Origin of the sequence: Micromonospora sp. NPDC049047 (assembly GCF_040649135.1) — a bacterium.
Classification (GTDB): domain Bacteria; phylum Actinomycetota; class Actinomycetes; order Mycobacteriales; family Micromonosporaceae; genus Micromonospora.
On record NZ_JBEZEY010000032.1, the window covers coordinates 1 to 22,987 of the forward strand.

25 protein-coding genes are annotated in these 22,987 nt (G+C 71.2%); 13 read left to right on the forward strand and 12 right to left on the reverse strand.

The genetic code is table 11. The features are described from left to right. The first annotated feature begins 154 nt into the window (after positions 1-154). Positions 155-403, forward strand: a complete 249-nt coding sequence (locus tag AB0B86_RS31595; protein ID WP_357411053.1) for a hypothetical protein — start codon at positions 155-157, stop codon at positions 401-403. Between the two features lie 15 nt (positions 404-418). Here AB0B86_RS31595 and AB0B86_RS31600 read toward each other — a convergent pair whose 3' ends face one another. Beyond that, positions 419-1,087 carry a class I SAM-dependent methyltransferase gene (locus AB0B86_RS31600; protein ID WP_357411055.1) on the reverse strand — a complete coding sequence of 223 codons (669 nt, stop codon included), beginning with the start codon at positions 1,085-1,087 and terminating at the stop codon, positions 419-421. Between the two features lie 61 nt (positions 1,088-1,148). Here AB0B86_RS31600 and AB0B86_RS31605 point away from each other — a divergent pair, with 61 nt between their 5' ends. Further along, positions 1,149-1,787, forward strand: a complete 639-nt coding sequence (locus AB0B86_RS31605; protein WP_357411057.1) for a helix-turn-helix domain-containing protein — start codon at positions 1,149-1,151, stop codon at positions 1,785-1,787. 88 nt (positions 1,788-1,875) lie between these two features. On the opposite strand, the gene AB0B86_RS31610 is transcribed toward AB0B86_RS31605, so the two are convergent. From AB0B86_RS31610 to AB0B86_RS31630, 5 genes are all read right to left on the reverse strand, one after another. Next, the gene (locus AB0B86_RS31610; RefSeq protein WP_357411059.1) at positions 1,876-4,257 is read right to left on the reverse strand and encodes an excinuclease ABC subunit UvrA; all 2,382 of its coding nucleotides are present in this window, start codon (positions 4,255-4,257) and stop codon (positions 1,876-1,878) included. Between the two features lie 28 nt (positions 4,258-4,285). Further along, on the reverse strand, positions 4,286-4,696 hold the full coding sequence (locus AB0B86_RS31615) for a VOC family protein (RefSeq protein WP_357411061.1): 411 nt from the start codon (positions 4,694-4,696) through the stop codon (positions 4,286-4,288). Positions 4,697-4,701: 5 nt separating this feature from the next. After that, complete coding sequence (locus AB0B86_RS31620; protein WP_357411063.1) at positions 4,702-5,151, reverse strand: helix-turn-helix transcriptional regulator; 450 nt, start codon at positions 5,149-5,151, stop codon at positions 4,702-4,704. A 71-nt stretch (positions 5,152-5,222) separates the two neighbouring features. After that, positions 5,223-6,182 carry an ATP-dependent DNA ligase gene (locus AB0B86_RS31625; protein ID WP_357411065.1) on the reverse strand — a complete coding sequence of 320 codons (960 nt, stop codon included), beginning with the start codon at positions 6,180-6,182 and terminating at the stop codon, positions 5,223-5,225. Positions 6,183-6,213: 31 nt separating this feature from the next. Further along, entirely contained in the window at positions 6,214-7,719 is a 1,506-nt protein-coding gene (locus AB0B86_RS31630) for an MFS transporter (protein ID WP_357411067.1), read from the reverse strand. A gap of 75 nt (positions 7,720-7,794) precedes the next feature. Here AB0B86_RS31630 and AB0B86_RS31635 point away from each other — a divergent pair, with 75 nt between their 5' ends. The 3 genes from AB0B86_RS31635 to AB0B86_RS31645 all read left to right on the forward strand — a co-directional run bounded on the left by AB0B86_RS31635 (position 7,795) and on the right by AB0B86_RS31645 (position 11,118). Continuing rightward, positions 7,795-8,229, forward strand: coding sequence for a helix-turn-helix domain-containing protein (locus AB0B86_RS31635; RefSeq protein ID WP_357411174.1), 435 nt, complete (start codon positions 7,795-7,797; stop codon positions 8,227-8,229). Positions 8,230-8,329: 100 nt separating this feature from the next. After that, a complete protein-coding gene (locus AB0B86_RS31640; protein WP_357411069.1) occupies positions 8,330-8,917 on the forward strand; it encodes a TetR/AcrR family transcriptional regulator in 588 nt (195 codons plus the stop codon). Then, positions 8,917-11,118 (forward strand): MMPL family transporter, encoded by a 2,202-nt coding sequence (locus AB0B86_RS31645; RefSeq protein WP_357411072.1) that lies wholly within the window; start codon positions 8,917-8,919, stop codon positions 11,116-11,118. The genes AB0B86_RS31640 and AB0B86_RS31645 overlap by 1 nt, the downstream gene beginning before the upstream one ends. A 99-nt stretch (positions 11,119-11,217) precedes the next feature. Here AB0B86_RS31645 and AB0B86_RS31650 read toward each other — a convergent pair whose 3' ends face one another. Next, complete coding sequence (locus AB0B86_RS31650) at positions 11,218-12,474, reverse strand: erythromycin esterase family protein (protein WP_357411074.1); 1,257 nt, start codon at positions 12,472-12,474, stop codon at positions 11,218-11,220. A gap of 128 nt (positions 12,475-12,602) precedes the next feature. Between AB0B86_RS31650 and AB0B86_RS31655 the strand changes: the two genes are divergently transcribed. Continuing rightward, positions 12,603-12,794: a DUF2795 domain-containing protein gene (locus tag AB0B86_RS31655; protein WP_357411076.1), complete on the forward strand. Its 192-nt coding sequence runs from the start codon at positions 12,603-12,605 to the stop codon at positions 12,792-12,794. A 17-nt stretch (positions 12,795-12,811) separates the two neighbouring features. On the opposite strand, the gene AB0B86_RS31660 is transcribed toward AB0B86_RS31655, so the two are convergent. Next, entirely contained in the window at positions 12,812-13,783 is a 972-nt protein-coding gene (locus AB0B86_RS31660) for a Gfo/Idh/MocA family oxidoreductase (protein WP_357420374.1), read from the reverse strand. A gap of 186 nt (positions 13,784-13,969) precedes the next feature. Here AB0B86_RS31660 and AB0B86_RS31665 point away from each other — a divergent pair, with 186 nt between their 5' ends. The 3 genes from AB0B86_RS31665 (at position 13,970) to AB0B86_RS31675 (ending at position 15,249) form a co-directional block, all read left to right on the forward strand. Further along, positions 13,970-14,332 (forward strand): cupin domain-containing protein, encoded by a 363-nt coding sequence (locus tag AB0B86_RS31665; protein WP_357420377.1) that lies wholly within the window; start codon positions 13,970-13,972, stop codon positions 14,330-14,332. A gap of 115 nt (positions 14,333-14,447) precedes the next feature. Then, positions 14,448-14,840, forward strand: a complete 393-nt coding sequence (locus AB0B86_RS31670) for a hypothetical protein (RefSeq protein ID WP_357411082.1) — start codon at positions 14,448-14,450, stop codon at positions 14,838-14,840. Next, a complete protein-coding gene (locus AB0B86_RS31675) occupies positions 14,833-15,249 on the forward strand; it encodes a hypothetical protein (RefSeq protein WP_357411084.1) in 417 nt (138 codons plus the stop codon). The genes AB0B86_RS31670 and AB0B86_RS31675 overlap by 8 nt, the downstream gene beginning before the upstream one ends. Positions 15,250-15,278: 29 nt before the next feature. On the opposite strand, the gene fabG is transcribed toward AB0B86_RS31675, so the two are convergent. Both fabG and AB0B86_RS31685 read right to left on the reverse strand, forming a co-directional pair. Further along, positions 15,279-16,037 carry a 3-oxoacyl-ACP reductase FabG gene (fabG, locus tag AB0B86_RS31680; RefSeq protein ID WP_357411086.1) on the reverse strand — a complete coding sequence of 253 codons (759 nt, stop codon included), beginning with the start codon at positions 16,035-16,037 and terminating at the stop codon, positions 15,279-15,281. A gap of 43 nt (positions 16,038-16,080) precedes the next feature. Then, positions 16,081-17,733 carry an alpha-amylase family protein gene (locus AB0B86_RS31685; RefSeq protein WP_357411175.1) on the reverse strand — a complete coding sequence of 551 codons (1,653 nt, stop codon included), beginning with the start codon at positions 17,731-17,733 and terminating at the stop codon, positions 16,081-16,083. 57 nt (positions 17,734-17,790) lie between these two features. Here AB0B86_RS31685 and AB0B86_RS31690 point away from each other — a divergent pair, with 57 nt between their 5' ends. Then, positions 17,791-18,405, forward strand: a complete 615-nt coding sequence (locus AB0B86_RS31690) for a DUF1349 domain-containing protein (RefSeq protein ID WP_357420379.1) — start codon at positions 17,791-17,793, stop codon at positions 18,403-18,405. A gap of 57 nt (positions 18,406-18,462) precedes the next feature. Next, complete coding sequence (locus tag AB0B86_RS31695; protein WP_357420381.1) at positions 18,463-19,134, forward strand: DedA family protein; 672 nt, start codon at positions 18,463-18,465, stop codon at positions 19,132-19,134. Positions 19,135-19,138: 4 nt separating this feature from the next. On the opposite strand, the gene AB0B86_RS31700 is transcribed toward AB0B86_RS31695, so the two are convergent. Further along, positions 19,139-19,885 (reverse strand): membrane protein insertase YidC, encoded by a 747-nt coding sequence (locus AB0B86_RS31700; RefSeq protein WP_357420383.1) that lies wholly within the window; start codon positions 19,883-19,885, stop codon positions 19,139-19,141. Positions 19,886-19,985: 100 nt separating this feature from the next. Next, on the reverse strand, positions 19,986-20,279 hold the full coding sequence (locus AB0B86_RS31705; protein WP_357411094.1) for a DUF6412 domain-containing protein: 294 nt from the start codon (positions 20,277-20,279) through the stop codon (positions 19,986-19,988). A gap of 149 nt (positions 20,280-20,428) precedes the next feature. On the opposite strand from AB0B86_RS31705, the gene AB0B86_RS31710 reads away from it, so the two are divergent. Continuing rightward, positions 20,429-21,565 (forward strand): glutamate--cysteine ligase, encoded by a 1,137-nt coding sequence (locus AB0B86_RS31710; RefSeq protein ID WP_357420385.1) that lies wholly within the window; start codon positions 20,429-20,431, stop codon positions 21,563-21,565. 21 nt (positions 21,566-21,586) lie between these two features. Then, a complete protein-coding gene (locus AB0B86_RS31715; RefSeq protein ID WP_357411098.1) occupies positions 21,587-22,966 on the forward strand; it encodes an FAD-dependent oxidoreductase in 1,380 nt (459 codons plus the stop codon). Positions 22,967-22,987: the final 21 nt, after the last annotated feature.

Here is a 22,987-nt window from a genome sequence, read left to right on the forward strand (position 1 = left end):
CTCGCGCCGGGCCAGGTCAGGGCGGGTATACGACCGGAAGGCACACCCCCCTCCGGAGGCGGGGGCGCAGGTTCGAATCCTGCCGGGGGCACCATTTGCACGAACACTCGGGCCATGCCCCACTCTGAAACCAGCCTTCCTGGCCACCGTCTCCGTGGCGGGCGCCACGGACAGCAGCGCGGCGGCTCAGTCGCTACAGCGGCTGCGCCGCGAGTTGCTGCCGCAGACGACAGGAACCGTCCCGGACACGGAGTGGGCGGCGACCGGCCGTACCGCAAGCGATGCCGACTTCCGCGAGCGCATGGCGGCGGCGCTGCCGCCGGTGGTGGCACCTGGAGGCGGAACGCGCGGCGCACTGTCGGCGGGCGTGGATCGACGACAGGTCGGCCAGCCGACCCGATGAGGAGTTGTCCGGCCGTCAGCGGCGGTGCAGCGTGAACCAGAAGGTCGGCACCGAGTTGGTGCCCGGCGTCACGTCGACGAGTTCCCAGCCGAGAAACCTGGCGCGGAGTTCGTCGGCGGTGACGCCCGCCACCCACGACGTGATCTCGGTGGTCGAACTGCCGAGTGGTTCGGGGCCGTACCCGAACATCAGCAGCCGGGCGCCGGGCGCAGCGCGGTGCGTGAGCCCGGCGGCGTAGGCGTCGCGGCGGTGCAGCGGGACCCCGCAGTAGCAGCTCAGGTCGAAGAACAGGTCGAAGGGGCCCGGCACGTCCAGTTCGTCGAGGCGGGTGGCGTCTCCGTGTAGCAGTCGTACCGAGACTCCCGCCGCCGCAGCCTTCTCCCGGGCCAGGTCGACGGCGCTGTCGATCAGGTCGACGGCCGCCACCTCCCAGCCGTGCCGAGCGAGGTAGGTGGCGTTGGTTCCGGTGCCGCAGCCGAGTTCGAGGGCGCGGCCGGGCGCCAGCGCGCCGTGTCCTTCGACCAGATCGACCAGCTCGGGCGGCGTCACGCCGGTGTCCCACGGCGGCTTGCCGGTGCCGTAATAGCTTTCCAGTGCGTGGCGGACGGCCTCCTCCTCCGCCACGTCTCGCTGCGTTGGGGCCAGGTCCGGCTCCGGCTTCCGGGTGGCGTTTGGCTGGTCCATCGTCTCCTCCAAGAGTTTAGAGTGGAACTCTAGTTACATACTCTAGATGTAGACTCGCAACATGGACAAGGTCAAGCGGCCGGACAAGCGAGCCGAACGCTCACGCCGCACCCGGGACAAGGTCGTCGACGCGGCTCGCGAGCTGTTCGTCGCGCAGGGTTACGGGGCGACGAGCCTGCAGGAGGTCGCGGACCGGGCGGGCGTGGCCGTCCAGACGGTCTACTTCGTCTTCCACAACAAGCGCAGCCTGTTCAAGGCCGTCGTCGACACGTCCATCGCCGGGGACAGCGAGCCGGTCGCCACAATGGATCGTGAGTGGTTTCGCGCCGCGTGCGCCGAACCCACCGCGGCTGGGCAACTACGCGCGCACGTCCACGGCACCGGCGAGGTCCTGGGCCGAGTCGCCCCGATCATGCCGCTGATCGCGGCCGCCGCAGCCACCGACCCGGAGATCGCCGCACAGTGGCCGGACGGCCCCGACCCGCGTTACACGGTGCAGTACGCGGCGGCCAAGGCCCTGACCGAAAAGCCCGACACCCGCCCCGGCCTCTCCGTCGAGGTGGCGGCGGACCTGCTGTTCGGCCTGCTCAGCCCGGAGCTGTACCTGATCTTCGTCCGCGACCGCGACTGGTCGCCGGACAGGTGGGAAGAGTGGGCCCGCACCACCTTGACCTCCCAACTCTGCGCCGACCCCGACTAGCTTCAACCTGCGAGGCGGTGGCACCGAGCCGGCTGATCATGAGGACAGCCCTTGATCGATCATTCCTCCTGTCCAGGGAAGAACGCTCTCAGTTGCTGACGTACGCCGCCAGGTGTTCGCCGGTGAGGGTGGAGCGACCGGCGACGAGGTCGGCGGGGGTGCCTTCGAAGACGATCCGGCCTCCGTCGTGGCCGGCCCCGGGACCGAGGTCGATGATCCAGTCGGCGTGGGCCATGACCGCCTGGTGGTGCTCGATGACGATCACCGACTTGCCGGCGTCGACGAGGCGGTCGAGCAGCCCGAGCAGTTGCTCGACGTCGGCCAGGTGCAGGCCGGTGGTCGGCTCGTCGAGGACGTAGACGCCGCCCTTCTCGGCCATGTGGGTGGCCAGCTTGAGGCGCTGCCGCTCGCCGCCGGACAGGGTGGTGAGCGGTTGGCCCAGGCTGAGGTAGCCGAGCCCGACGTCGGCGAGCCGGTCGAGGATGGCGTGCGCGGCTGGCGTACGCGCCTCGCCGGCACCGAAGAACTTCTCGGCCTCGGTCACCGACATGGCGAGCACCTCGCTGATGTCGCGACCGCCGAAGCGGTATTCCAGCACCGACGCCTGGAACCGCCTGCCCTCGCAGTCCTCGCAGGGGGCGGCGACACCGGCCATCATCCCCAGGTCGGTGTAGATGACACCGGCGCCGTTGCAGCTCGGGCAGGCGCCCTCGGAGTTGGCGCTGAACAGCGCCGGCTTCACCCCGTTGGCCTTCGCGAACGCCTTGCGGATCGGGTCGAGCAACCCGGTGTACGTGGCCGGGTTGCTGCGCCGCGAGCCACGGATCGCGCCCTGGTCGATCGACACCACGCCGGCACCGGCGGGGATCGACCCGCGTACGAGTGAACTCTTGCCGGACCCGGCGACACCTGTGACGACGACGAGCACCCCGAGCGGTACGTCGACATTCACGTCCTGGAGGTTGTTGGCGGTCGCGCCGCGGATCTCCAGTTTGCCGGTGGGTGTGCGTACCGTCTGCTTGAGAGCGGCCCGGTCGTCCAGGTGGCGACCGGTGCTGGTGCCGCTGGCCCGCAGACCCTCCAGGTCGCCCTCGTAGCAGACGGTGCCGCCGTCCGTGCCGGCGCCGGGCCCGAGGTCGACGACGTGGTCGGCGATGGCGATGGCCTCCGGCTTGTGCTCCACGACCAGGACCGTGTTGCCCTTGTCGCGCAGTTGGAGCAGAAGCTTGTTCATCCGCTGGATGTCGTGCGGGTGCAGCCCGATCGTCGGCTCGTCGAAGACGTAGGTGACGTCGGTGAGTGAGGAGCCGAGGTGGCGGATCATCTTGGTGCGCTGCGCCTCGCCACCGGAGAGGGTGCCCGACGGCCGGTCGAGCGAGAGGTAACCCAGCCCGATCGCCTCGAACGAGTCGAGGAGGTGTTGCAGCCCCGCCAGCAGCGGGGCCACCGACGGGTCCTCGATCTCCCGGACCCAGGCGGCGAGATCACTTATCTGCATCGCACAGGCGTCGGCGATGTTCTTTCCCTTGATCTTCGACGACCGGGCCTCCGGGCCGAGCCGGGTGCCGGCGCAGTCGGGGCAGGTCGTGAAGGTCACCGCCCGCTCCACGAAGGCGCGGATGTGCGGCTGCAACGCGTCGATGTCCTTGGCGAGGAAGGACTTCTGGATCGACGGGATCAGCCCGGAGTACGTCAGGTTGATCCCGTCGACCTTGATCTTGGTGGGCTCCCGGTACAGCAGGTCGTGCTGCTCCCGCTTGGTGTACTTGGCGATCGGCTTGTCCGGGTCGAAGTAGCCGCAGCCGCGGAAGATCCGGCCGTACCAACCCTCCATGCTGTAACCCGGGATCGTGATCGCGCCCTCGTTCAGCGAGCGGCTGTCGTCGTAGAGCGCCGACAGGTCGATGTCGGTGACCGACCCCATGCCCTCGCAGCGCGGGCACATCCCGCCGAGCCGGGTGAACGTCGCCTTCTCGGTCTTCGTCCTGCCGGCACCCCGCTCGACCGTGATCGCACCGGTGGCCTTCACCGACGGGACGTTGAAGGAGTACGCGTTGGGCGAGCCGATCTGCGGCTGCGCGAGGCGGCTGAACAGGATGCGCAGCATCGCGTTGGCGTCGGTGGCGGTGCCCACTGTGGACCGGGCGTTGGCCCCCATCCGCTCCTGGTCCACGATGATCGCCGTGGTCAGGCCGTCCAGCAGGTCGACGTCGGGCCGTGCCAGCGTCGGCATGAAGCCCTGCACGAACGCGCTGTACGTCTCGTTGATCATCCGCTGCGACTCGGCGGCGATGGTGCCGAACACCAGCGAGCTCTTGCCGGAGCCGGAGACACCGGTGAACACCGTCAGCCGCCGCTTCGGGATCTCGACGCTGACATCCCTGAGGTTGTTGACGCGTGCGCCCTGCACGCGGATCAGGTCGTGGCTGTCGGCAACGTGCGGCGCGGACGGCTGGGGGGCCGTGCTCATCGTGTCTCCATCTGTCGGGCCGGACGGCTCAGCGCACTTGCTGGATGCGGATCATATTGCCCGCCGGGTCCCGGAAGGCACAGTCGCGTACGCCGTACGGCTGCTCGGTCGGCTCCTGGACGACCTCGGCGTCGCTGGCCGCCAGCTTGTCGAAGGTGGCGTCCAGGTCGGTGGTGGCCAGGTTGACGCCGAAGTAGCTGCCCTTGGCCATCAGCTCGAGGATGGTCTGCCGCTCGTCGTCGGTGATGCCGGGATTGGCGGCCGGCGGGTGCAGGACGATGGCGGTGCTGGGCTGGCCCACCGGCCCGACCGTGATCCACCGCATCCCCTCGTACCCGACGTCGAGGCGGACCTCGAAGCCGAGGATGTCGCGGTAGAAGGCCAGCGAGGCCTCCGGGTCGGTGTGCGGAAGGAAGCTTGAGTGAATGGTGATGTCCATGGCCGTCACGCTAGTTGCGCTTCGGTGACCTGCGCTTCTCGATTCCTGATCGGTCTGGTCACCTGCTTCTCCACGCACGACGGCATCCCCGCCGTCGCCTGCCCCACCTGCCGTCGGTAGACGCTCGGTGGCACGCCGACCAGCTCGGTGAAGCGGGTGCTGAAGGTGCCCAACGACGAACAGCCGACCGCGAAACAGACAGCGGTGACGCTGAGGTCGCCACGACGCAGCAGAGCCATCGCCCGCTCGATGCGCCGGGTCATCAGGTAGCTGTAGGGAGATTCGCCGTAGGCGAGGCGGAACTCCCGGCTGAGGTGCCCGGCCGACATGTGCGCGCCCCGGGCGAGCGCCTCGACGTCGAGCGGCTGCGCGTATTCCCTGTCGATCCGGTCGCGGACCCGGCGCAGCCGCGCCAGGTCGGCGAGGCGCTGGGTCGCATCGGCTTTGGTGCTCACCTGGGAAATCGTGCCACAACCCACCGACAACCAGCCGGTCGCCGGGCCCGGGCGGGGGCCGGGGAGCCTGGTCAGCCGGCCTCGCGGCGGGCGCGGGCCCGGCGCCTCCCTTCGTGCATGGCCTGCACCCGGGCCACCGGGATGGTCCGGCCCTCGGCGACCAGGTCGGCCGGGAGCGGCTGCGGCGCCGGCATCAGCGCGGCCCACGGATCACCGTCGCCGAGCAGCGACGGCGCGGTCCGGATGGTGAAGTCGGCAGGGGTCACCTCGGTCAGGTCGGCCCAGTCGACCGGGAAGGAGACCGGCATCCCGGGGCGCAGCCGAGGGCTGTACGTCGCCACCACCGTCGCGCCACCCGCGCGGGTGGCGTCCACGAAGACCCGGCCACCCCGGTCCTCCTTGATGTACGCGGTGGTGGCCAGCGCCGGGTCGAGCCGCTCGGCGCGAACCGCGAGCGCCCGGGTGGCGGCGGCCAACTCCTCCGCGCCGGGTCCGTCGGCGACCGGGACGAAGACGTGCACCCCCTTGGCGCCGCTGGTCTTGACCGCACCGGCCAGGCCGGCGTCGGCGAGTGCCTGGCGGACCAGCAGGGCCGCCTCGACAGCCGCCCGGAAGCCGTCACCCTCCGGCGGGTCCAGGTCGATCACCAGGTGCGTCGGACGGTGCAGGTCGGCGGTGGTGGCCAGCGTCGGGTGGTACTCCACAGCCCGCTGGTTGGCGAACCAGAGCAGGGTGCGCCGGTCGTCGCAGAGGGCGTACGAGATCTCCCGGTGCGACGCCTCCGCCCACACCGGCACCCGGCGCACCCAGTCCGGGGTGTAGCGAGGCAGGTTCTTCTGCATGAAGGGCGGCTGGCCGGGGCGGACCCGGATCACCGACAGCGGGCGGTCCCGCAACTGGGGAAGGATCCGCCCGCTGACGGCGTCGAGGTAGTCGACCAGGTCTCGCTTCGTCGCGTCGTCGCGGTCGGACAGCGGCTGGTCCAGGTTGGTCAGGGCCACGCCGTCCCGGGTTTCGTCGGCCTCACTCACCCGACCACCCTCCCGGCCCCGGTGCCGTCGGTCAACCGGACGCGGCGCTTCGGTACGGATCGACTTCGGCGCCCACCGCGGCCGGACCCGACGGATCGGCCGTCGACAACGGTCCGGTCGGGCGTCCGGGCAGGGTGGTTGGCCGTCCGGGCAGGGTGGTGAGCGCCACCAGCCAGGCGGCGACCACCAGACCGGCGGCCACGGCGAACGCGGTCCGGTAGCCACCGGCGAGCGCGGCGCTCTCAGCCCAGCCGGCGGCCCGCAGCCCGTCGCTGCGGGCGGCGGCCAGGGTGGCCAGCGCGGCCAGGCCGACCGCCCCACCCACCTGCTGGGTGGTGTTGGCCAGACCGGAGGCGAGCCCGGCGTCCGTGTCGGTAGCACCGACCATGGCCAGTGTGGTGACGGCCGGCAGGGTCAGGCCGCCGGCCATACCGAAGATCAGCATCGCCGGGAGCACTGCGGTGAGGTAGGCCCCGTCGGCGGGCAACCGGGCGAGCAGCAGGAAGCCGACGACGGCGAAGCCGAGCCCGGTCAGCAGCACGGTCCGGGCGCCCCAGCCGGCGATCAGCCGACCGGCCAGGCCGAGCGACACCACCGCGATCACCACCGGGGTGGGCAGGAAGGCCCAGCCGGTAGCGGCGGCGTCCAGGCCGTGCACCAGTTGCAGCTCCACGGCGAGCAGGAACTGGAAGCCGAAGTACGCGCAGACCATGAGGAACTGCACGGCGTTCGCCGCCACCAGACCCGGGACGCGCAGCACCCGGGCCGGCACCAGCGGGGTCGCCGCCGTCCGTTGGCGCAGCACGAACGCGCCGAGCAGCAGCGCCGCGAGGGCGAGGGCGCCGAGGGTACGCGGACTGGTCCAGCCGTGTTCGCCGGTGCCCACGATGCCCAGCACGGCGGCCATCAGGCCGGCGGTGACGAGCAGCGCGCCGGGCAGGTCCAGGCCGGCCCGCAGGCCGCTGCCCCGTTCGGCCGGGAGCCGGCGGATGGCCGCGAGCAGGATGGCCGCCCCGATCGGCAGGTTGACCAGGAAGATCGCCCGCCATCCGGCCGCCTCGGTGAGCACTCCGCCGGCGACGGTGCCGACCGACGCGCCGGCCGCGCCGGTGAAGCTGAACACGGCGATCGCCCGGGCCCGTTCGGCGGGTTCGGGGTACAGCCGGACGATCATGCCAAGGCTTACCGCCATGGCCAGCGCTCCACCGACACCCTGACCGAAGCGGGCGGCGACGAGCAACGTCGGGCCGGTGGCGAGCGCGCAGGCAAGCGAGGCCACCGTGAACAGCGCGACGCCGGCCAGGAAGACCGTCCGCCGGCCGAGCAGGTCGCCGAGTCGGCCGGCGAGCAGCAGCAGCCCGCCGAACGCGACAAGGTACGCGTTGACCACCCAGGCCAGGCCGGCGGCGGTGAAGCCCAGATCGCGTTGGACGGCCGGCAGTGCCACCGCCACGACGGTGCCGTCCAGAATGATCATCAGGCTGCCGGCGCAGAGCACGAGCAGCGCGGGCCAGCGGGAGGGGACGACCCGTTCCATGAAACTCCTCCTTGGTGCACGGTTTGTTACCGAGGCCATGGTCTGTGACCATGAACCGGAGCGGAAGGAGGCACTCTGATGTCCCAGGGGAACAGCGATGTGTCCGCGCTGGTAGCGGCCGAGGTGGCCTGCGCGGCCGAGAACATCCCGTTCACCCCCGGGCAGGCTCGGGCCTGCACCGTCCGGGAGGTGCTCGACCGGGTCGGCGGCAAGTGGAGCATCAGCATCCTGGTGGCCGCCTCGCACGGTCCGGTGCGCTTCACCGAGCTGGAGCGGCACATCGAGGGGATCAGTCGCCGGATGCTCACCCTGACGCTGCGCAACCTGGAGCGCGACGGCCTGCTGCACCGCACCGTCTATCCGACAGTTCCGCCCAAGGTCGAGTACACCGCGACCCCGATGGCGCTGGAGCTCTACGAGTCGCTGGTGGCGCTGACCGCTTGGGCCGAGCGGCACCGACGCGCCATCGCCGAGGCGCGGACCAGGTACGACGCCGAGCACGCCGGATAAACCCGACAGTGGTGTGGTGAACGCCACCGCTTCCCTCTGACCGATCGGTCAGGGTCTGACCGATCGGTCAGGCATGCTGGTTGCGGGAGGTGGACCGGCCATGGTCAGAGCGGTGTCCGACACGCACGGTGAGATTCTCGCCGCGGCGGCTCGGCAGTTCACGGTGACCGGCTACCGGGGCACCTCCCTGCAGGACATCGCCCGTGAGGTCGGTTGCTCCAAGGCCACGGTGCTCTACCACTTCGCCAACAAGGAAGCCCTGCTCGCCGAGCTGATGGCTCCGGCGATCGGCGTACTGCGGGACCTCGACGACCGACTCACCGGCCTGACCGGCTCAGCCGCCCAGGAGGTCGCCGCACAGGGCTTCGTCGACCTCGCGGTCCGGTTCCGGCGGGAGATCGCCGTGCTGCGCGGCGAGTTCCCGGAACTGCTGTGCCAGCCGGCCTTCGCGCACATCCAGCAGATCTCCGACCGGCTGCGGGACGCGTTGGCCGGGCACTCCGAACGGCCCGGCGCGCGGATCGCCGCACTGGTGCTGCTCGCCGGGATCTCCGAGGCGTGCGGCGAGTTCGCCGACATCGCCGACGACGACCTGCGATCCGCCCTGCTCACCCTGGTCCGGCGGGCCGTCGAACCCGTCGACGCAGCCCTGCCCCAACAACCCACGACCGAGGACAAGGACTCCTGATGGCCACCCTGCTCTACCGGCTCGGCCGGGGCGCGTTGCGCCGGCGACGGCTCGTCGTCGCGCTCTGGCTCGTCGTACTCGTCGTCGCCGGCCTGGCCGCGGCGACCCTGCGCGGCCCGACGGCGAGCAACTTCACAATGCCCGGTACCGAGAGCCAGCGCGCGCTCGACCTGCTCAGCGAGCAGTTCCCCGCGGCCAGCGGCGCCACCGGCACCATCGCGGTCAAGGCACCGGCCGACGGTCAATTGGCCACCCCCGAGGGGCAGGCCGTGGTGCAGGAGCTGGTCCAGGAGGCCTCGACACTGCCCGGCGTGGTCGGCGCGGTCAACCCGTTCCAGGTCGGCGCGGTCTCGCCCAACGGCCGGTACGCGCTGGTCCAGGTCCAGTTCGCGACCGGCGGCGACGAGGTGACCGACGAGCAGCGCACCGCGTACGAGGAGGTCGGCGCTTCCGTCGAGGCGAAGGGCTGGCAGGTTGCCCCGGGCGGCGAGGTGCTCGGTGGTGAGCCGGAGATCGGTTCGACCGAGGCGATCGGCGTACTGGTTGCCGCGATCGTCCTGATCATCACGTTCGGTTCACTGGTCGCCGCCGGAATGACAATGCTCAACGCGCTGATCGGCGTGGGCGTCGGCATGGCCGGTCTGTTCGCGCTGAGCGGCGTCATCGAGTTGACCAGCACCGCGCCGATCCTGGCGCTGATGCTCGGCCTCGCCGTCGGCATCGACTACTCGTTGTTCATCACCTCCCGGCACCGACAGAACCTGCTCGAAGGCCTGTCCCCGGAGGAGGCGGTCGGCCGCGCGGTGGGCACCGCCGGTTCCGCAGTGGTCTTCGCGGGCGCCACAGTGGTCATCGCCCTCGCCGGGCTGGCCGTGGTGAACATTCCGTTCCTCACCGTGATGGGTCTCGCCGCCGCCGGCACCGTCACGATCGCCGTGCTCGTCGCGATCACCCTCCAGCCGGCACTGCTCGGCTTCGCCGGCAACCGGGTACTGCCGCGCCGGCTGCGTTCCACGGTTGCCGCCGCCGCCCCGGGCGAGCCCGTGGGCGAAGAGACGCTGCCGGCCGAGGACCGCTCCGGGTTCGGCTTCCGCTGGGCGCGGTTCGTCACCCGCTTCCGGGTGCCGGTCATCCTGGTCTCGTTGCTCGGCCTGGGGCTGCTCGCGCTGCCCACGCCGGACATGCGGCTGGCCCTGCCGGACGCCAGCACGGCGACGGAGGGCTCACCGGCCCGGGTGGCGAGCGACCTCACCACCGAGGGCTTCGGTCCGGGCTTCACCGGCCGACTCGCGGTGGTCGTCGCGGGCGACGACGCGCAGGCGACAGCGGCTGCCGTGCCGCAGGTGACCGCGATGATCCAGCGCACCGAGAACGTCCTGGCCGTGGCGCCGCCGCAGCTGAGCCCGGACGGTAAGACCGCCCTGCTCGGCGTGATTCCGAAGACCGGCCCGACCGACGAGGCCACCGAGACCCTGGTGCACGACGTGCGCGACGCGGTCGGCGGGGTCAAGGGCGTCGAGGTGCTGCTCACCGGTGCCACAGCGGTCGGTATCGACGTCTCGGAGAAGCTCTCGGACGCGCTGCCGATCTACCTGCTGCTGGTCGTCGGGCTGTCGGTGCTGCTGCTGATGCTGGTGTTCCGCTCGCTGCTGGTGCCGCTCAAGGCGGCGCTGGGCTTCCTGCTCACCGTGGCCGCCACGTTCGGCATCACGGTGGCGATCTTCCAGCAGGGTCACCTCGCCGACCTGGTCGGCCTGGACACGCCGGCCCCGCTGGTCAGCTTCCTGCCCATCCTGCTGATCGGCATCCTGTTCGGGCTGGCCATGGACTACGAGGTGTTCCTGGTCTCCCGGATGCGGGAGGACTTCGTCCACGGCGACACCGCGCGTGAAGCCACGATCAGCGGCATGGGCCACGGTGCCCGGGTGGTCACCGCCGCCGCGCTGATCATGATGTCCGTCTTCGGCGGCTTCGTGTTCCTCGACGACCCGATCATCAAGTCGATGGGCTTCGCGCTCGCCATCGGCGTGGCCATCGACGCGTTCGTGGTCCGGATGACCATCGTGCCGGCGGTGATGTCCCTGCTCGGCGACCGTGCCTGGTGGCTCCCCCGCTGGCTCAACCGCGCCCTGCCCAACGTGGACATCGAGGGCGAGGGCCTGCGCGAGCACCTGGAGGACCGGAGCCCCACGCGGGTCTGAGGCCCACCCGGTCGATCATGGAGTTGTGGTGTCCGGATTGCCCCGGCCCGGGGCGTTGGTCCGGCACCACAACTCCATGATCGGCGCGGGCCGATGCGGTCAGACCCCGGCCGGGTACGTTTCCATCTCGCCCGGGGTGGCCGGCACCGGCAGCGGGTGCAGCGCGCTCGTCTCGTCGCACCAGATGAAGGCGTCGTACCTGTCGCCCAGCCGCGTCGGCACGTAGTTGCCCCAGGACTCGAAGGACGGGTCGTAGACGACCCCGATCGCCCGGTGGTCCACCGTGTCGGTCACCCAGCCCGGCTGGTCGTCACCGCCGAAGATCAGCACAGCCCGGTCCGGCATCAGCTCGTGCAGCCGCCGCTCAACGGAGCCCTCCCGAGCCGGTGGTACGACCATCGGCTCCGGCGGTGAGCCCCACCGGGGGGCGGCGATCACCGTGCCCCGGTAGCTGCCGAAGCCGATCAGCGCCACCGCGTCGTCGCCGTGCCGTTCCCGGGCCAACTGACCAATGTTGACCATCCCGTCCGCGGCCATGTCGGTGGCCCGCGCATCCCCGACGTGCGTGTTGTGGGCCCAGACGATGCCCCGGGCGTCCGGGCCGTACCGGTCGAGCAGCCGGTCCAGGGTGTCCTGCATGTGGGTGTCCCGGATGTTCCACGAGTCGGGCCCGCCGGCGACCATCGCCCGGTAGTACCGTTCCGCGCCGGCCACCACCTCGGCGTTCTGCCAGGCCGAGAAGCGATCCGGCCCGTCGGAGAGGGCATGCTCGCGGGTCCGGGCGAGCAGCCGGACCACCTCCTCCTCGCACCGGGCGGAGACGAACCTGGACGCCGCGCCGTACTCCTCGACCCGCTTGCCGTACGGCTCGAAGCAGCGGTACGCGTCCTGCGCCGCCTCAAGCGACTTCGGGTCCTCCTCCCCCAGGTAGTCGAAGATCGCCTGCATCGACTCCCAGAGGCTGTACACGTCGAGCCCGTGGAACCCGGCGCGTCGTTCCTCCGGCCGCTCCAGATTCCAGGCCCGCAACCAGTTGGCGAACCGGGCCACCTCGGCGTTGGCCCACATCCAGGTCGGCCACCGCTCGAACTGGTCGAGGGCGAGCTGTGGCTGGAGCGCGCCGTCGGGTGCGGCGGTCACCGACCGGTGCACCCGGTCACAGTCGGGCCAGTCGCCCTCCACGGCGACGAAGGAGAAGCCGCACTCCGCGATCAAGCGGCGGGTGAGCTGCTCCCGCAGCCGGTAGTAGTCGTAGCTGCCGTGGGTGGACTCGCCGATCATCACCACCCGGGCGTCCCGGACGCGTTCCAGCAACGGGTCGAAGTCGCTCGGCGCGCCGAGCCGCTGAACCAGCATGCAAGCGGCTACCCGACCGCCGCTGGCACAAACCGTGGGCGCGTCGCGGGCCGACACGCCGACCGCCGGGCCGTCTCAGGCACCGGCCAGGACGGTGTACGTCCACCGCGAGCGGGTAGCCGGCCGACATGACCGTCACCGGCGTTCAGTTGCAGGAGTACCTGGCCGGGCTCGACTACCCGGTCTCCCGGGAGGACCTGGTCCGCTGGGGCCAGGAGAACGGGGCCAGCACCGCCCTGTTGCAGATGTTGCAGGCCCTACCGCCGGAGCAGTTCAACTCCCCCGACGAGTTGAACGCCGCCCTGACCACCCCGACCTGACCTCGGTGATCATGAAGTTAGCGCCGCGACACGCCGGGCCGGACGGCGCTAACTTCATGATCACCAGGGTCTGAGGGGGCCGGGGGTCGGGGGAGGGGAATTGTGCGGGATTCGGTTCGGGCGGTTTCGGCGGCGGCGAGGATGCCGACGACCTCACGGCCGAAGTGCACGTCACAGCGGTGGTCGCGGGTGCCGGCCCGGACCTGCTCGACGAGCTGGTCGATCGCGACGCCGAACGCCGTGGCGGCGTCGTTCTCGCCGAACGGGACGGTCTCGATGCCGTTCTCGCCGTAGAACACGAACTCCCGGGCCATCGACTCCGGCGGGGCGTCCAGGGCGAGCGAGGCGCTGCTCGTGGCGCCGCCCTCGTGGGTGAGCAGCAGGTGCACCATGCCGTTCGGCCCGTCCATCGCCGCCACCTGGGTCACCCGGCCCAGCACCGGCAGGAGAATGGACAGCGCGTGCGGGGCGATGTCCCAGAGCGCACCGTGCTCCCGACGCCACAACGAGCCGCCGTACGGGCTGCCGTCCTGGAAGATCGAGGCGAACGCGGTGGTCCGACCGTGCTGCCAACCGCCGGCGGCAGCGGTGGCGGCGAGGAACGCTGTCACGTTCGGCTGGAACCGTTGGGTGAAGAAGACGACCGAGGCGACCCCGGACTCGTCGGCGGCGGCCACCACCCGGTCGGCGTCCTCCACGCTGAGCGCCAGCGGCTTGTCCAGCAGCAGGTGCCGCCCGGCCGAGGCGGCCCGGACCGCGATGTCGGCCTGGACGTCCGGCGGCAGCGCGACAGCGACCGCCTCGCACTGCTCGATCAGCGCGTCGACGTCGGCGTACGCCGGCACGCCGTACCGCTCGGCCAGCGCGGAGGCCCGCTCCGGGTTGCGGCCCCACACCCCGACCAACTCCGCGTCCGGATGGGCGTGCAACGCCTTCCCGTGCGTCTCGATCGCCCAGTGACCGGTGCCGAACAAGCCGAATCGCAGCACGTGTACCTCCGCCGTTTTTTCCCGCACCGCGGCAACGCCACGGGCCTGATCCACGCTAGTCGCCCCGGTGGTCACGACGGCGGCGGGTTGGACCAATCGAAGCAGCTCACCGCCGTTCCGGGCCCGCCGCAACGTCAGGTCCGAATGCCGCCAGACACCCCCGGTGCGGCGAGGGAGTCTCGACGCATGCCAACCACGAATCCGGTGATGACCAGCGGTGTCGCGACGTTTGAACACTGGTACGACTTCACCGAGGGCGGCCCCGTGCACAGTGCGCTGCTGCCGTTTCCGGCGACGGACCCCGCGCCGTTCGAGCTCGCTCGTTGGTCGGTCGCCCCGCACACCTCCAACGACCTCGATGTCCACCGGTCCCGCGAGGTGTGGATCATCGTGTCCGGAACCGGCACCGTGACGTTCGGCGACCAGACGGCCGTGTTGCGGGCCGGCGACGTCGTGGCGTTCGACAGCAGGGTGCCGCACCGGATTCGCAACGACGGGCCGGATCCGTTGAGTGCCGTCTCCGTCTACTGGATGCGAGCAGGCGACTGACGCCTCCGCGGACAGCGGCAGCCGGCGCGCGTCACACGCGGAGAGGCAGAGCACCCGTTTACTACGACGGTTAGTAGGCTGTGCCGGTGACCGAGGCAACGACCGGGTGGTGCCGGTGACCAGCGTGGGCGCCAACTCGCCGGTGGATGGGATCGTCGCGACAGTGCCGATCGTGCTGTCCCTGCTCGTGGCGGTGTGGGCGCTGGTGGCGGCGGTACGCCACCGGCCACCGGACCGGGTGCAGTTCGTCGGTCTGGCCGTACTCGAACTGGCGTTGCTGGTGTTGAGCGTGCTGGCCCTGGTCGCGGTCGGCGGCGGGGACCGGCCCGGCGAGCCCGGCGCCTTCTTCGGCTACCTGGTCACGCTTGTGTGCCTGCCACCGTTGGCCTGGGTGCTGGCCCGGATGGAACCGACCCGCTGGGGCTCGGCGATCGTCTGCGCGGTCTGCCTGGTGACCCCGGTGGTGGTGGTCCGGTTGCAGCAGACCTGGGAGATGCTCGGTGGTTGAGACAGAGCCGGCCCCCCGGCGTACGAACTCCGGCCCCGGTCGGCTGCTGATCGCGGTCTACCTGCTCTTCGCCATCGCGGCCACGAGTCGGGCGGGGCTGCAGATCGCCACCAAGTTCGACGAGGCGCCGGTGGCGTACCTGCTCTCCGGGGTGGCCGCGCTCATCTACATCGTGGCGGCGGTGGGGTTGGCCCGCGCCGGGCACACCGGCCGACGGGTCGCGCTGGCGTGCTGCTCGGTGGAGCTGGTCGGGGTGGTCGCGGTCGGCGTCCTGAGCCTTGTCGACAAGGAACTCTTCCCGGACGAGACGGTCTGGTCGCAGTTCGGCAGCGGGTACGGCTACATCCCGCTGGTGTTGCCGGTGCTCGGCCTGATCTGGCTCTGGCGCACCCGCCGCGACCCGGCCTGACCGGCCGGGCCGCGTGACGAGGGCGCGCGTCAGTCCCGTGGGCCGCCGGCGACGTAGATGACCTGACCGGAGACGAACCCGGCACCCTCGCTGGTCAGGAACGAGATGGTGTGCGCGACGTCCTCCGGGAACCCGGGGCGACGCACCGGGATCTCGGCCGCCGCGTGCTTCTTGAAGTCCTCGAAGTCGACCTTCATCCGGGCGGCGGTGGCCGCTGTCATGTCGGTGACGATGAACCCGGGCGCGACCGCGTTGACTGTCACCCCGAACGGCCCCAGCTCGATGGCGAGCGTCTTGGTGAAGCCCTGGAGGCCGGCCTTGGCGGCGGCGTAGTTCGCCTGCCCCCGGTTGCCCAGCGCGGAGGTGCTGGACAGGTTGACGATCCGCCCCCACTTGCGGTCCACCATGTGCTTCTGGGCGGCCTGGCTGAACAGGAACGCGCCGCGCAGGTGCACCCCCATCACCGTGTCCCAGTCGGCGTTCGTCATCTTGAACAGCAGGTTGTCGCGGAGCACACCGGCGTTGTTGACAAGCACCGTGGGCGCGCCCAGTTCGGCGGCGACCCGCTCGACGGCGGCCTCGACCTGGTCCCGGTCGGACACGTCGGCGCCCACCCCGAGCGCCCGGCCGCCCGCACCGGCGATGGCGTCCACCGTCTCCTTGGTGGCGGCCTCCTCGATGTCGACCACGGCGACGGCCATTCCGTCGGCGGCCAACCGCCGGGCGGTGGCCGCGCCGATGCCGCGCGCGGCTCCGGTGACGATGGCGACGCGGGGCTCCTCCGACATGATTACCTCCCGGTAACGTGGGGTCGATCGGAGGAGCTTAACGTCAGAACCCCCGACCCCGGCATAGGCGAATCCACCGGTATCCGTGCCCGGAAACCTTCACCGCGCCGAGCTTGCCCAACTCGCCGTAGCCGCGGTCGGTGAGCACGTCGATAGGCATGTCGGCCTCCGGTTCGAGACTGCTCAGGTCCACCTCGACGTCGTCGGTGCCCAGGTTGTGCACGAAGACCATCGTTCCGGTCGGCCCGTCGGCCCGGTGCGCCAGCACCCCGGCCGGCATCGCCACGTCGATGTGGGTGGTCGAGCCGGAGCCGATCTCGGGGGCCTCCCGCAGGGTACGGATCATGCGCTCGAACCAGGCCAGCAGCGACTTCGGGTCGCCGCGCTGGGCGGTGACGTTGACGTTCTGGTAGCCGAACTCACCCTTGTCGATCACCGGGCGGACCAGCTTCTCCGGGTCGGCGGTGGAGAAGCCGGCGTTCGGCTGGTACGACCACTGCATCGGGGTACGGATCGCATCCCGGCCGTGCAGCGACAGGTCCTCGCCCATCCCGATCTCCTCGCCGTAGCGCAGCACCGGCGTGCCGCGCATGGAGAACTGCAGCGCGTACGCCAGCTCGATGCGCCGCCGGTCGTTGCCGAGCATCGGGGCGAGCCGGCGACGGATGCCCCGGTCGTAGATGCGCATGTTCTCGTCCGGGCCGAACTGCTCGTACACCTGGTTGCGTTGTTCGGTCGTCAACCGGGACAGGTCGATCTCGTCGTGGTTGCGCAGGAAGGTGGCCCACTGCCCGCCGACGGGCAGCTTCGGGGTGTCGCGCAACGCCTCGATGAGCGACTCCGGGTCCTGGCGGGCCAGGGCGAGAATGAGCCGGCCGTTGAGCATGAAGTCGAAGAGCATGTGGATCCGGTTGCCGGAACCGCTGCCGTCGCCGAAGAACGTCGGGAGCGCATCGGGCTCGACGTTGGCCTCGGCCAGCAGGACGGCGTCGCCGCGCCGCCACTGCACGTGCTGGCGCAGGTCGGAGAGGAACTCGAAGTCCTTCGGCGAGTTCGGGTTGCCCGGCTCGGTCAGCTCGATGATGAACGGCACCGCGTCCATCCGGAAGCCGGAGACCCCGAGCTGGAGCCAGAACGACATGATCTTCTTGACCTCGGCCCGGACCTGCGGGTTGGCGAAGTTGAGGTCCGGCTGGAACTTGTAGAACCGGTGGTAGAACCACGCCTTGGCGGTCCGGTCGTAGCTCCAGGTCTCCTTCTGCTCGCCGGGGAAGACCATGCCCTGGTGCCGGTCGTCCGGCTCGGTGTCGGACCAGACGAACCAGTCCCGGTACGGCGAGTCCGGCGACGAGCGGGCGGACTGGAACCACGGGTGCTCGTCGGAGGTGTGGTTGACCACCAGGTCGATGATCACCCGGATGCCCCGGTTCTGGGCCTGGTGCAGCAGCTCGGCGAAGTCGCCGAGGGTGCCGAAGCGCGGGTCGACGTTGTAGAAGTCGGTGACGTCGTAGCCGTCGTCGCGGTTGGGCGACGGGTGGATCGGGTGCAGCCACAGGCAGGTCACCCCGAGCCGGGCCAGATAGTCGAGTCTCCCGATCAGCCCCCGGATGTCACCGACCCCGTCGCCGTCGGAGTCGGCGTACGTGTCGATGTCGAGGCAGTAGACGACGGCTTCGGAATACCAACGGTCACCCATGCCGGAGGAACATCTCCGATCGATCACCGCGGCAAACCCTTGGTTATCGTGCCGGTCATGGAAAACGACCTCGTACCGCCGAGCGAGCCGCTGGACTGGTCCGCGGGCAGCTGGCTGCACCCACCGGTACGCGTCGAGCAGGGCCCGGCCGGCCACCTCGTCGTCGAACCGGCGGCGGAGAGTGACTTCTGGCGGCAGACCAGCTACGGCTTCGTCCACGACGACGGCCCGGCGCTGCTGGCACCGCTGCCGGTCGGCACCGCCATGGAGGTGAGTTTCCGGCTCGACTTCGCTGCGCAGTTCGACCAGGCCGGCGCGCTAGTCCGGGTCGACGAACGAACCTGGACCAAGGCCGGCGTCGAGCTCAGCGACGGCGAGCCGCAGCTCGGCGCGGTGGTGACCCGCGAGTTCTCCGACTGGTCGGTGGCGCCGGTGCCGCGGTGGGCGGGCCGGGAGGTGAGCGTCCGGGTCAGCCGGGCCGGTGACGCGCTTACCGTCCGCGCCCGCGCCGACGACGAACCATGGCGGCTGGTCCGGCTCGCCCCACTGGACCCGGCGGCCGAGGCGGTGGCCGGCCCGTTCTGCTGCGCGCCGTCGCGTGCCGGCCTGACAGTGGTGTTCACCGGCTGGCGGCAGGGGCCGGCGGACACCGCGCTGCACCCGGAGGTGTAACGACTGCTCCGGGGGGTATGACCGTACGATCCCGAGCACCGACGCGGAAGGACGACAATGGCGTACGCCCAGAGCGGCGACCCGTCCCAGTTCACCGGTCTGACCGGTTGGGTGGCCGCCGTGATCGAGGCGATGGGCCCAGTGGGCGTGGCGCTGCTTGTGGCGTTGGAGAGCATCGTCCCGCCGATCCCCAGCGAGATCGTGTTGGCGCTCGCCGGTTTCCTGGCCCACGAGGGTCAGTTCAACGTCCTGCTCGTGGGCCTGGCCGCGACTGTCGGTTCGCTTGTCGGCGCGTTGGTGCTGTACTGGCTCGGCGCGGCACTCGGCGAGGAGCGACTGAAGCGGTGGCTGGACCACATCCCGCTTGTCGACAGGGACGACCTGGAGAAGGCCGACAGGTGGTTCGAGCGGCACGGCCGGTGGGCGGTGCTGTTCGGTCGGGTGGTGCCGGTGGTCCGCAGCCTGGTCTCCGTACCGGCCGGGGCCAACCGGATGCCGCTTGGCGAGTTCATCCTGCTCACCACCATCGGTAGCGGCCTCTGGAACGGTCTCATCGTCGGTGCCGGGTACGCGCTGGGAAGCCGTTGGCAGGACGTGGCGCGCTACAGCGACTGGTTCAACTACGCGATCGTCGCGGTCTTCGTCGTCATGGTGGTCACCTGGGTGGTCCGTAAGGTCCGCCGACGCCGGGAGCGCGACGACCGGCGGTCGGTGACCGCCGGTCGTTGAACCGCTACCTGTCGGCTGGCGCAGGCATCGCCTGTGGCCGGCGCAGCACCGCCTGCTCGGCCGCCGACCACAGGCTCGTGGTCGTCAGGTAGATGACCGCGGCGAGCGGCAGCACCAGCGCCACCAGCACCGTCGCGAACGGCAGCAGGGGCAGCAGCCGGGCGAGCACGGCCGCCCCCGGCCCCTCGGTGGGCGTACCGGCCACCGTGCCGACGGCCGCCGACGCCCGCCGTGCCCGTCGCGACGACCACCAGGCCACCGCGAGCAGCACGGCCAGCAGCACGGCGAAGAGCGGGCCGGCCGCCCCGGCCACCCCGTCGCTGAGATGGTGGCCCAGCGGCACCCCGACGAGCCGCTCCTCGAGCAGCCTGGTGCCGCCCTCGTTCGTGGTGAACAGTCGGTACAGCACCAGCAGGAACGGCGCCTGGAGCAGCAGCGGCAGGCAGCCGGCGATCGGGTTCGCGCCGGCCTCCCGGTACAACCCGAACACCTCGCGCTGGAGCTTCGCCGGGTCGTCGGCGTACCGCTGCTGGAGGTCCCGCACCTGCGGGGCGAGCGCCGCGCGGCGCCGCTCGCCGCGGACCTGCGCGACGGTGAGCGGCGAGATCAGCAGCCGGACGGCGATGGTGAACAGCACGATGGCGGCGGCGGTCGCCGTTCCGCCGGCCAGCGGTTCGAGCAGGTCGGTGAGCCAGGACAGGGCCGTGCCGGCAACGCCGACAACGTCGTGCAGTGGTGCGAAGGCAAGCATGGACAACCCCTCGGTCCGATTCCGGTGAGGTCCTCCCCGGGCGGCGTCCGCTCGACGGGGGAACCGGTGACGGCGGGATCGGCCGCGCGGCGGCGTGGCGCTACGCGGCCGAGGGGTGTCCCGGGGCACGGGGACGAGGGCGACCGGGGGCGTCCGGGTCGAGCTGCCGGGGCACTCGCCGTCCACGGGACCGGGCCCGCAGCCCAGCCCACCGCGGCCCGGGGCCGGGCGTGCCGGACCTGCCGAGCACCCGCGCCGCGAGCCCCACGGCGAGCAGCACCAGGGCGGTCAGCGCGGCATTCGCGAGCAGGTCGGTCGGCCGGGCAGCGAGCAGGGTGAGCTGGGCGAACGCGGTAACCCACGCGACCCCGACAAACCCCAGTGGCACCGGCACGGGCCCAGCATAGGACCCGTTGTCACGTCGCCCCGGCGAAACCGCCAGGGTGCCCGAGCACGCCACGTTTCCCGGTGCCACCACGTTGGGTAACCAGACGACGGACCGATGCGGATGGACCGCGGCGGCAGGAACGGACGGTGGGGTCGATGACCGGTCAGGTGGCGGAGGCGCCCGGCGAGATGGCTGCGGCGACCGGATTGCTCACCGTGGGTGTCGAGGAGGAGTTCCTGCTCGTCGACCCGCACACCGGGGCCGCGGTCCCGGCCGTCGACCTGGTGATGGAGCAGGTGCCGGCCGAACTTCGCGGGCAGGTGGAGCGGGAGTTCCAGACCAGTCAGATCGAGATCGGCAGCCCACCTGGGCTGGAGTTGTCGTCGATCCGGCACTCCCTCGGCGTGCTGCGTCGGGCTCTCTCCGATGCCGCCGAGCGGGCCGGCGTACGACTGCTCGCCATCGGCACGGGTCCGGTGGACGGTCCGGTGCCACCGGTGGTGGACAAGCCCCGCTTCGACCGGATGGTCGAGCGGTTCCGGCTCCTCGTCCCCGGTCCCGGCAACAACGGCATGCACGTGCACGTCGGTGTCCCCGATCCGGACACCGGTGTGCAGGTCCTCAACCACGTCCGCCCCTGGCTGCCGATGCTGCACGCGGTGACCACCAACTCCCCGTTCGCCGGGGGTGAGGACACCGGCTACGCGAGTTGGCGCTCGGTGGAGTGGGAGCGCTGGCCCTCGGTGGCGCCGACGCCGTTTCTGGAGTCGCACGAGCACTACCAGCGGCTGATCCGACAGTTGATCTCCAGTGGGGTGATGCTCGACGAGGGGATGCTCTACTGGTACGCCCGGCTGTCCGCGAAGTACCCGACGGTGGAGCTGCGGATCGGTGACGTCTGCCCGTCGGTGGACGACGCGGTGCTTGTCGCCGCCCTGGTCCGGGCCCTGGTGGCCACCGCGATGGCGGATGTCGAGGCCGACCGGCCGGCGTTGCGGACCGACCACCACCTGCTGGTCGGCGCGCACTGGCGGGCCGCACACGACGGCTTGGAGGGCGACGCCGTCGATGTCACCACCGGCGAGCTGCGCCCGGCCTGGGAGCTGCTGGACCGGTTCGTCGAGCGGCTACGGCCGGCGCTTGAGCAGCACGGCGACTGGGCCGAGGTGACCGATCTGCTGGGCGGGTTGCGCCGACACGGCAGCGGAGCGGCCCGGCAGCGCGCGGTGTTCGAGCGCACCGGCCGCCTCACCGACGTGGTGCGGGACGTCGCACGACAGACCCGTGGCTGATCACCGTGGCAGGATGAGCCTGTGGCGCAACGGTTGATCGTCATCGGTGGGGACGCCGCCGGCATGTCGGCGGCGTCGCAGGCCCGACGCCGCCGCGACAGCGACGACCTGGAGATCCTGGTCTTCGATCGGGGTCACTTCACCTCCTACTCGGCGTGCGGCATCCCGTACTGGATCAGTGGTCTGGTGCCCGACCCGGAGGTGTTGATCGCCCGCGACCCGGAGACGTTCCGGACGAAGTACGCGATGGACGTCCGGCTGCGCCACGAGGTCACCTCCATCGACCTGGACCGCCGCGAGGTGGTCGCCCGGGACCTGGAGGGCGGCGGCGAGGTCCGCGAGCACTTCGACGACCTGATGTACGCCACCGGCGCGGTGCCGAAGCAGCCACCCTGGGCGGCCACCGACGCGGGCGGCGTGTTCGGCATGCAGACTCTCGACGACGGTGCGGCGCTGCGCGACTGGCTGGAAGGTGAGCCCCGGCCGCGCCGGGCCGTGGTGGTCGGTGGCGGCTACATCGGCGTCGAGATGGCCGAGGCGTTGATCCAGCGGGGCCTGTCGGTGACCCTTGTCGAGGCGGGCGCCCAGCCCATGGCGACAGTCGACGGCGACATGGCCGAGCTGGTCGCCGAGGCGATGCGTGGCCTGGGGGTGACGATCCGCACCGGCCTGTCGGTGACCGGCCTGGAGCAGCGGGACGGCCGGGTGTCCGCAGTGGTCACGGCCGAGGGGCCGATCCCGACCGACGTCGTGGTCCTGGGCCTGGGAGTACGCCCGAACACCGCGCTCGCCGAGGCTGCCGGTTTCCCGATCGGGCCGACCGGCGGGATCCGGGTGGATCGCCGGATGCGGGTGGCCGGGCTGTCCGGCGTCTGGGCGGCGGGCGACTGCGTGGAGACGTTGCACCGGGTCAGCGGGATGCCGGTGCACGTGCCGCTGGGCACGCACGCCAACAAGCAGGGCCGCGCGGCGGGGATCAACATCGGCGGCGGGTACGCCACCTTCGCCGGCGTGATCGGCACTGCCGTGACCAAGGTCTGCGACCTGGAGGTGGGGCGTACCGGCCTGCGGGAGCGGGAGGCCACCCTGGCCGGCTTCGACTTCGTGTCGGTGATCGCCGAGTCGACGAGCCGGGCCGGCTACTACCCCGGTGCCCGGCCGATGACCGTCAAGTTGATCGCGGAGCGGCCCAGCGGCCGGCTGCTCGGCGCGCAGATCGTCGGTTGGTCCGAGGCGGCCAAACGGATCGACACACTGGCCGTGGCACTCTGGAACGGCATGACGGTGGACGATATGACGTCACTGGACCTGGGCTACGCTCCGCCGTACGCGCCGGTGTGGGATCCGGTGCTCGTCGCCGCCCGGAAGGCGGTCGACGCGCTCGCTGCCCTCGACCGCTGACCGGTGCCCGCCGTGGAGGAC

Bases quoted from the DNA above. Each gene is read 5' to 3' on its own strand.
- AB0B86_RS31600 (WP_357411055.1), bottom strand. From the start codon at position 1,087: ATGGACCAGCCAAACGCCACCCGGAAGCCGGAGCCGGACCTGGCCCCA.
- AB0B86_RS31605 (WP_357411057.1), top strand. From the start codon at position 1,149: ATGGACAAGGTCAAGCGGCCGGACAAGCGAGCCGAACGCTCACGCCGC.
- AB0B86_RS31610 (WP_357411059.1), bottom strand. From the start codon at position 4,257: ATGAGCACGGCCCCCCAGCCGTCCGCGCCGCACGTTGCCGACAGCCAC.
- AB0B86_RS31615 (WP_357411061.1), bottom strand. From the start codon at position 4,696: ATGGACATCACCATTCACTCAAGCTTCCTTCCGCACACCGACCCGGAG.
- AB0B86_RS31630 (WP_357411067.1), bottom strand. From the start codon at position 7,719: ATGGAACGGGTCGTCCCCTCCCGCTGGCCCGCGCTGCTCGTGCTCTGC.
- AB0B86_RS31640 (WP_357411069.1), top strand. From the start codon at position 8,330: ATGGTCAGAGCGGTGTCCGACACGCACGGTGAGATTCTCGCCGCGGCG.
- AB0B86_RS31645 (WP_357411072.1), top strand. From the start codon at position 8,917: ATGGCCACCCTGCTCTACCGGCTCGGCCGGGGCGCGTTGCGCCGGCGA.
- AB0B86_RS31650 (WP_357411074.1), bottom strand. From the start codon at position 12,474: ATGCTGGTTCAGCGGCTCGGCGCGCCGAGCGACTTCGACCCGTTGCTG.
- AB0B86_RS31655 (WP_357411076.1), top strand. From the start codon at position 12,603: ATGACCGTCACCGGCGTTCAGTTGCAGGAGTACCTGGCCGGGCTCGAC.
- AB0B86_RS31665 (WP_357420377.1), top strand. From the start codon at position 13,970: ATGCCAACCACGAATCCGGTGATGACCAGCGGTGTCGCGACGTTTGAA.
- fabG (WP_357411086.1), bottom strand. From the start codon at position 16,037: ATGTCGGAGGAGCCCCGCGTCGCCATCGTCACCGGAGCCGCGCGCGGC.
- AB0B86_RS31685 (WP_357411175.1), bottom strand. From the start codon at position 17,733: ATGGGTGACCGTTGGTATTCCGAAGCCGTCGTCTACTGCCTCGACATC.
- AB0B86_RS31690 (WP_357420379.1), top strand. From the start codon at position 17,791: ATGGAAAACGACCTCGTACCGCCGAGCGAGCCGCTGGACTGGTCCGCG.
- AB0B86_RS31695 (WP_357420381.1), top strand. From the start codon at position 18,463: ATGGCGTACGCCCAGAGCGGCGACCCGTCCCAGTTCACCGGTCTGACC.
- AB0B86_RS31700 (WP_357420383.1), bottom strand. From the start codon at position 19,885: ATGCTTGCCTTCGCACCACTGCACGACGTTGTCGGCGTTGCCGGCACG.
- AB0B86_RS31710 (WP_357420385.1), top strand. From the start codon at position 20,429: ATGACCGGTCAGGTGGCGGAGGCGCCCGGCGAGATGGCTGCGGCGACC.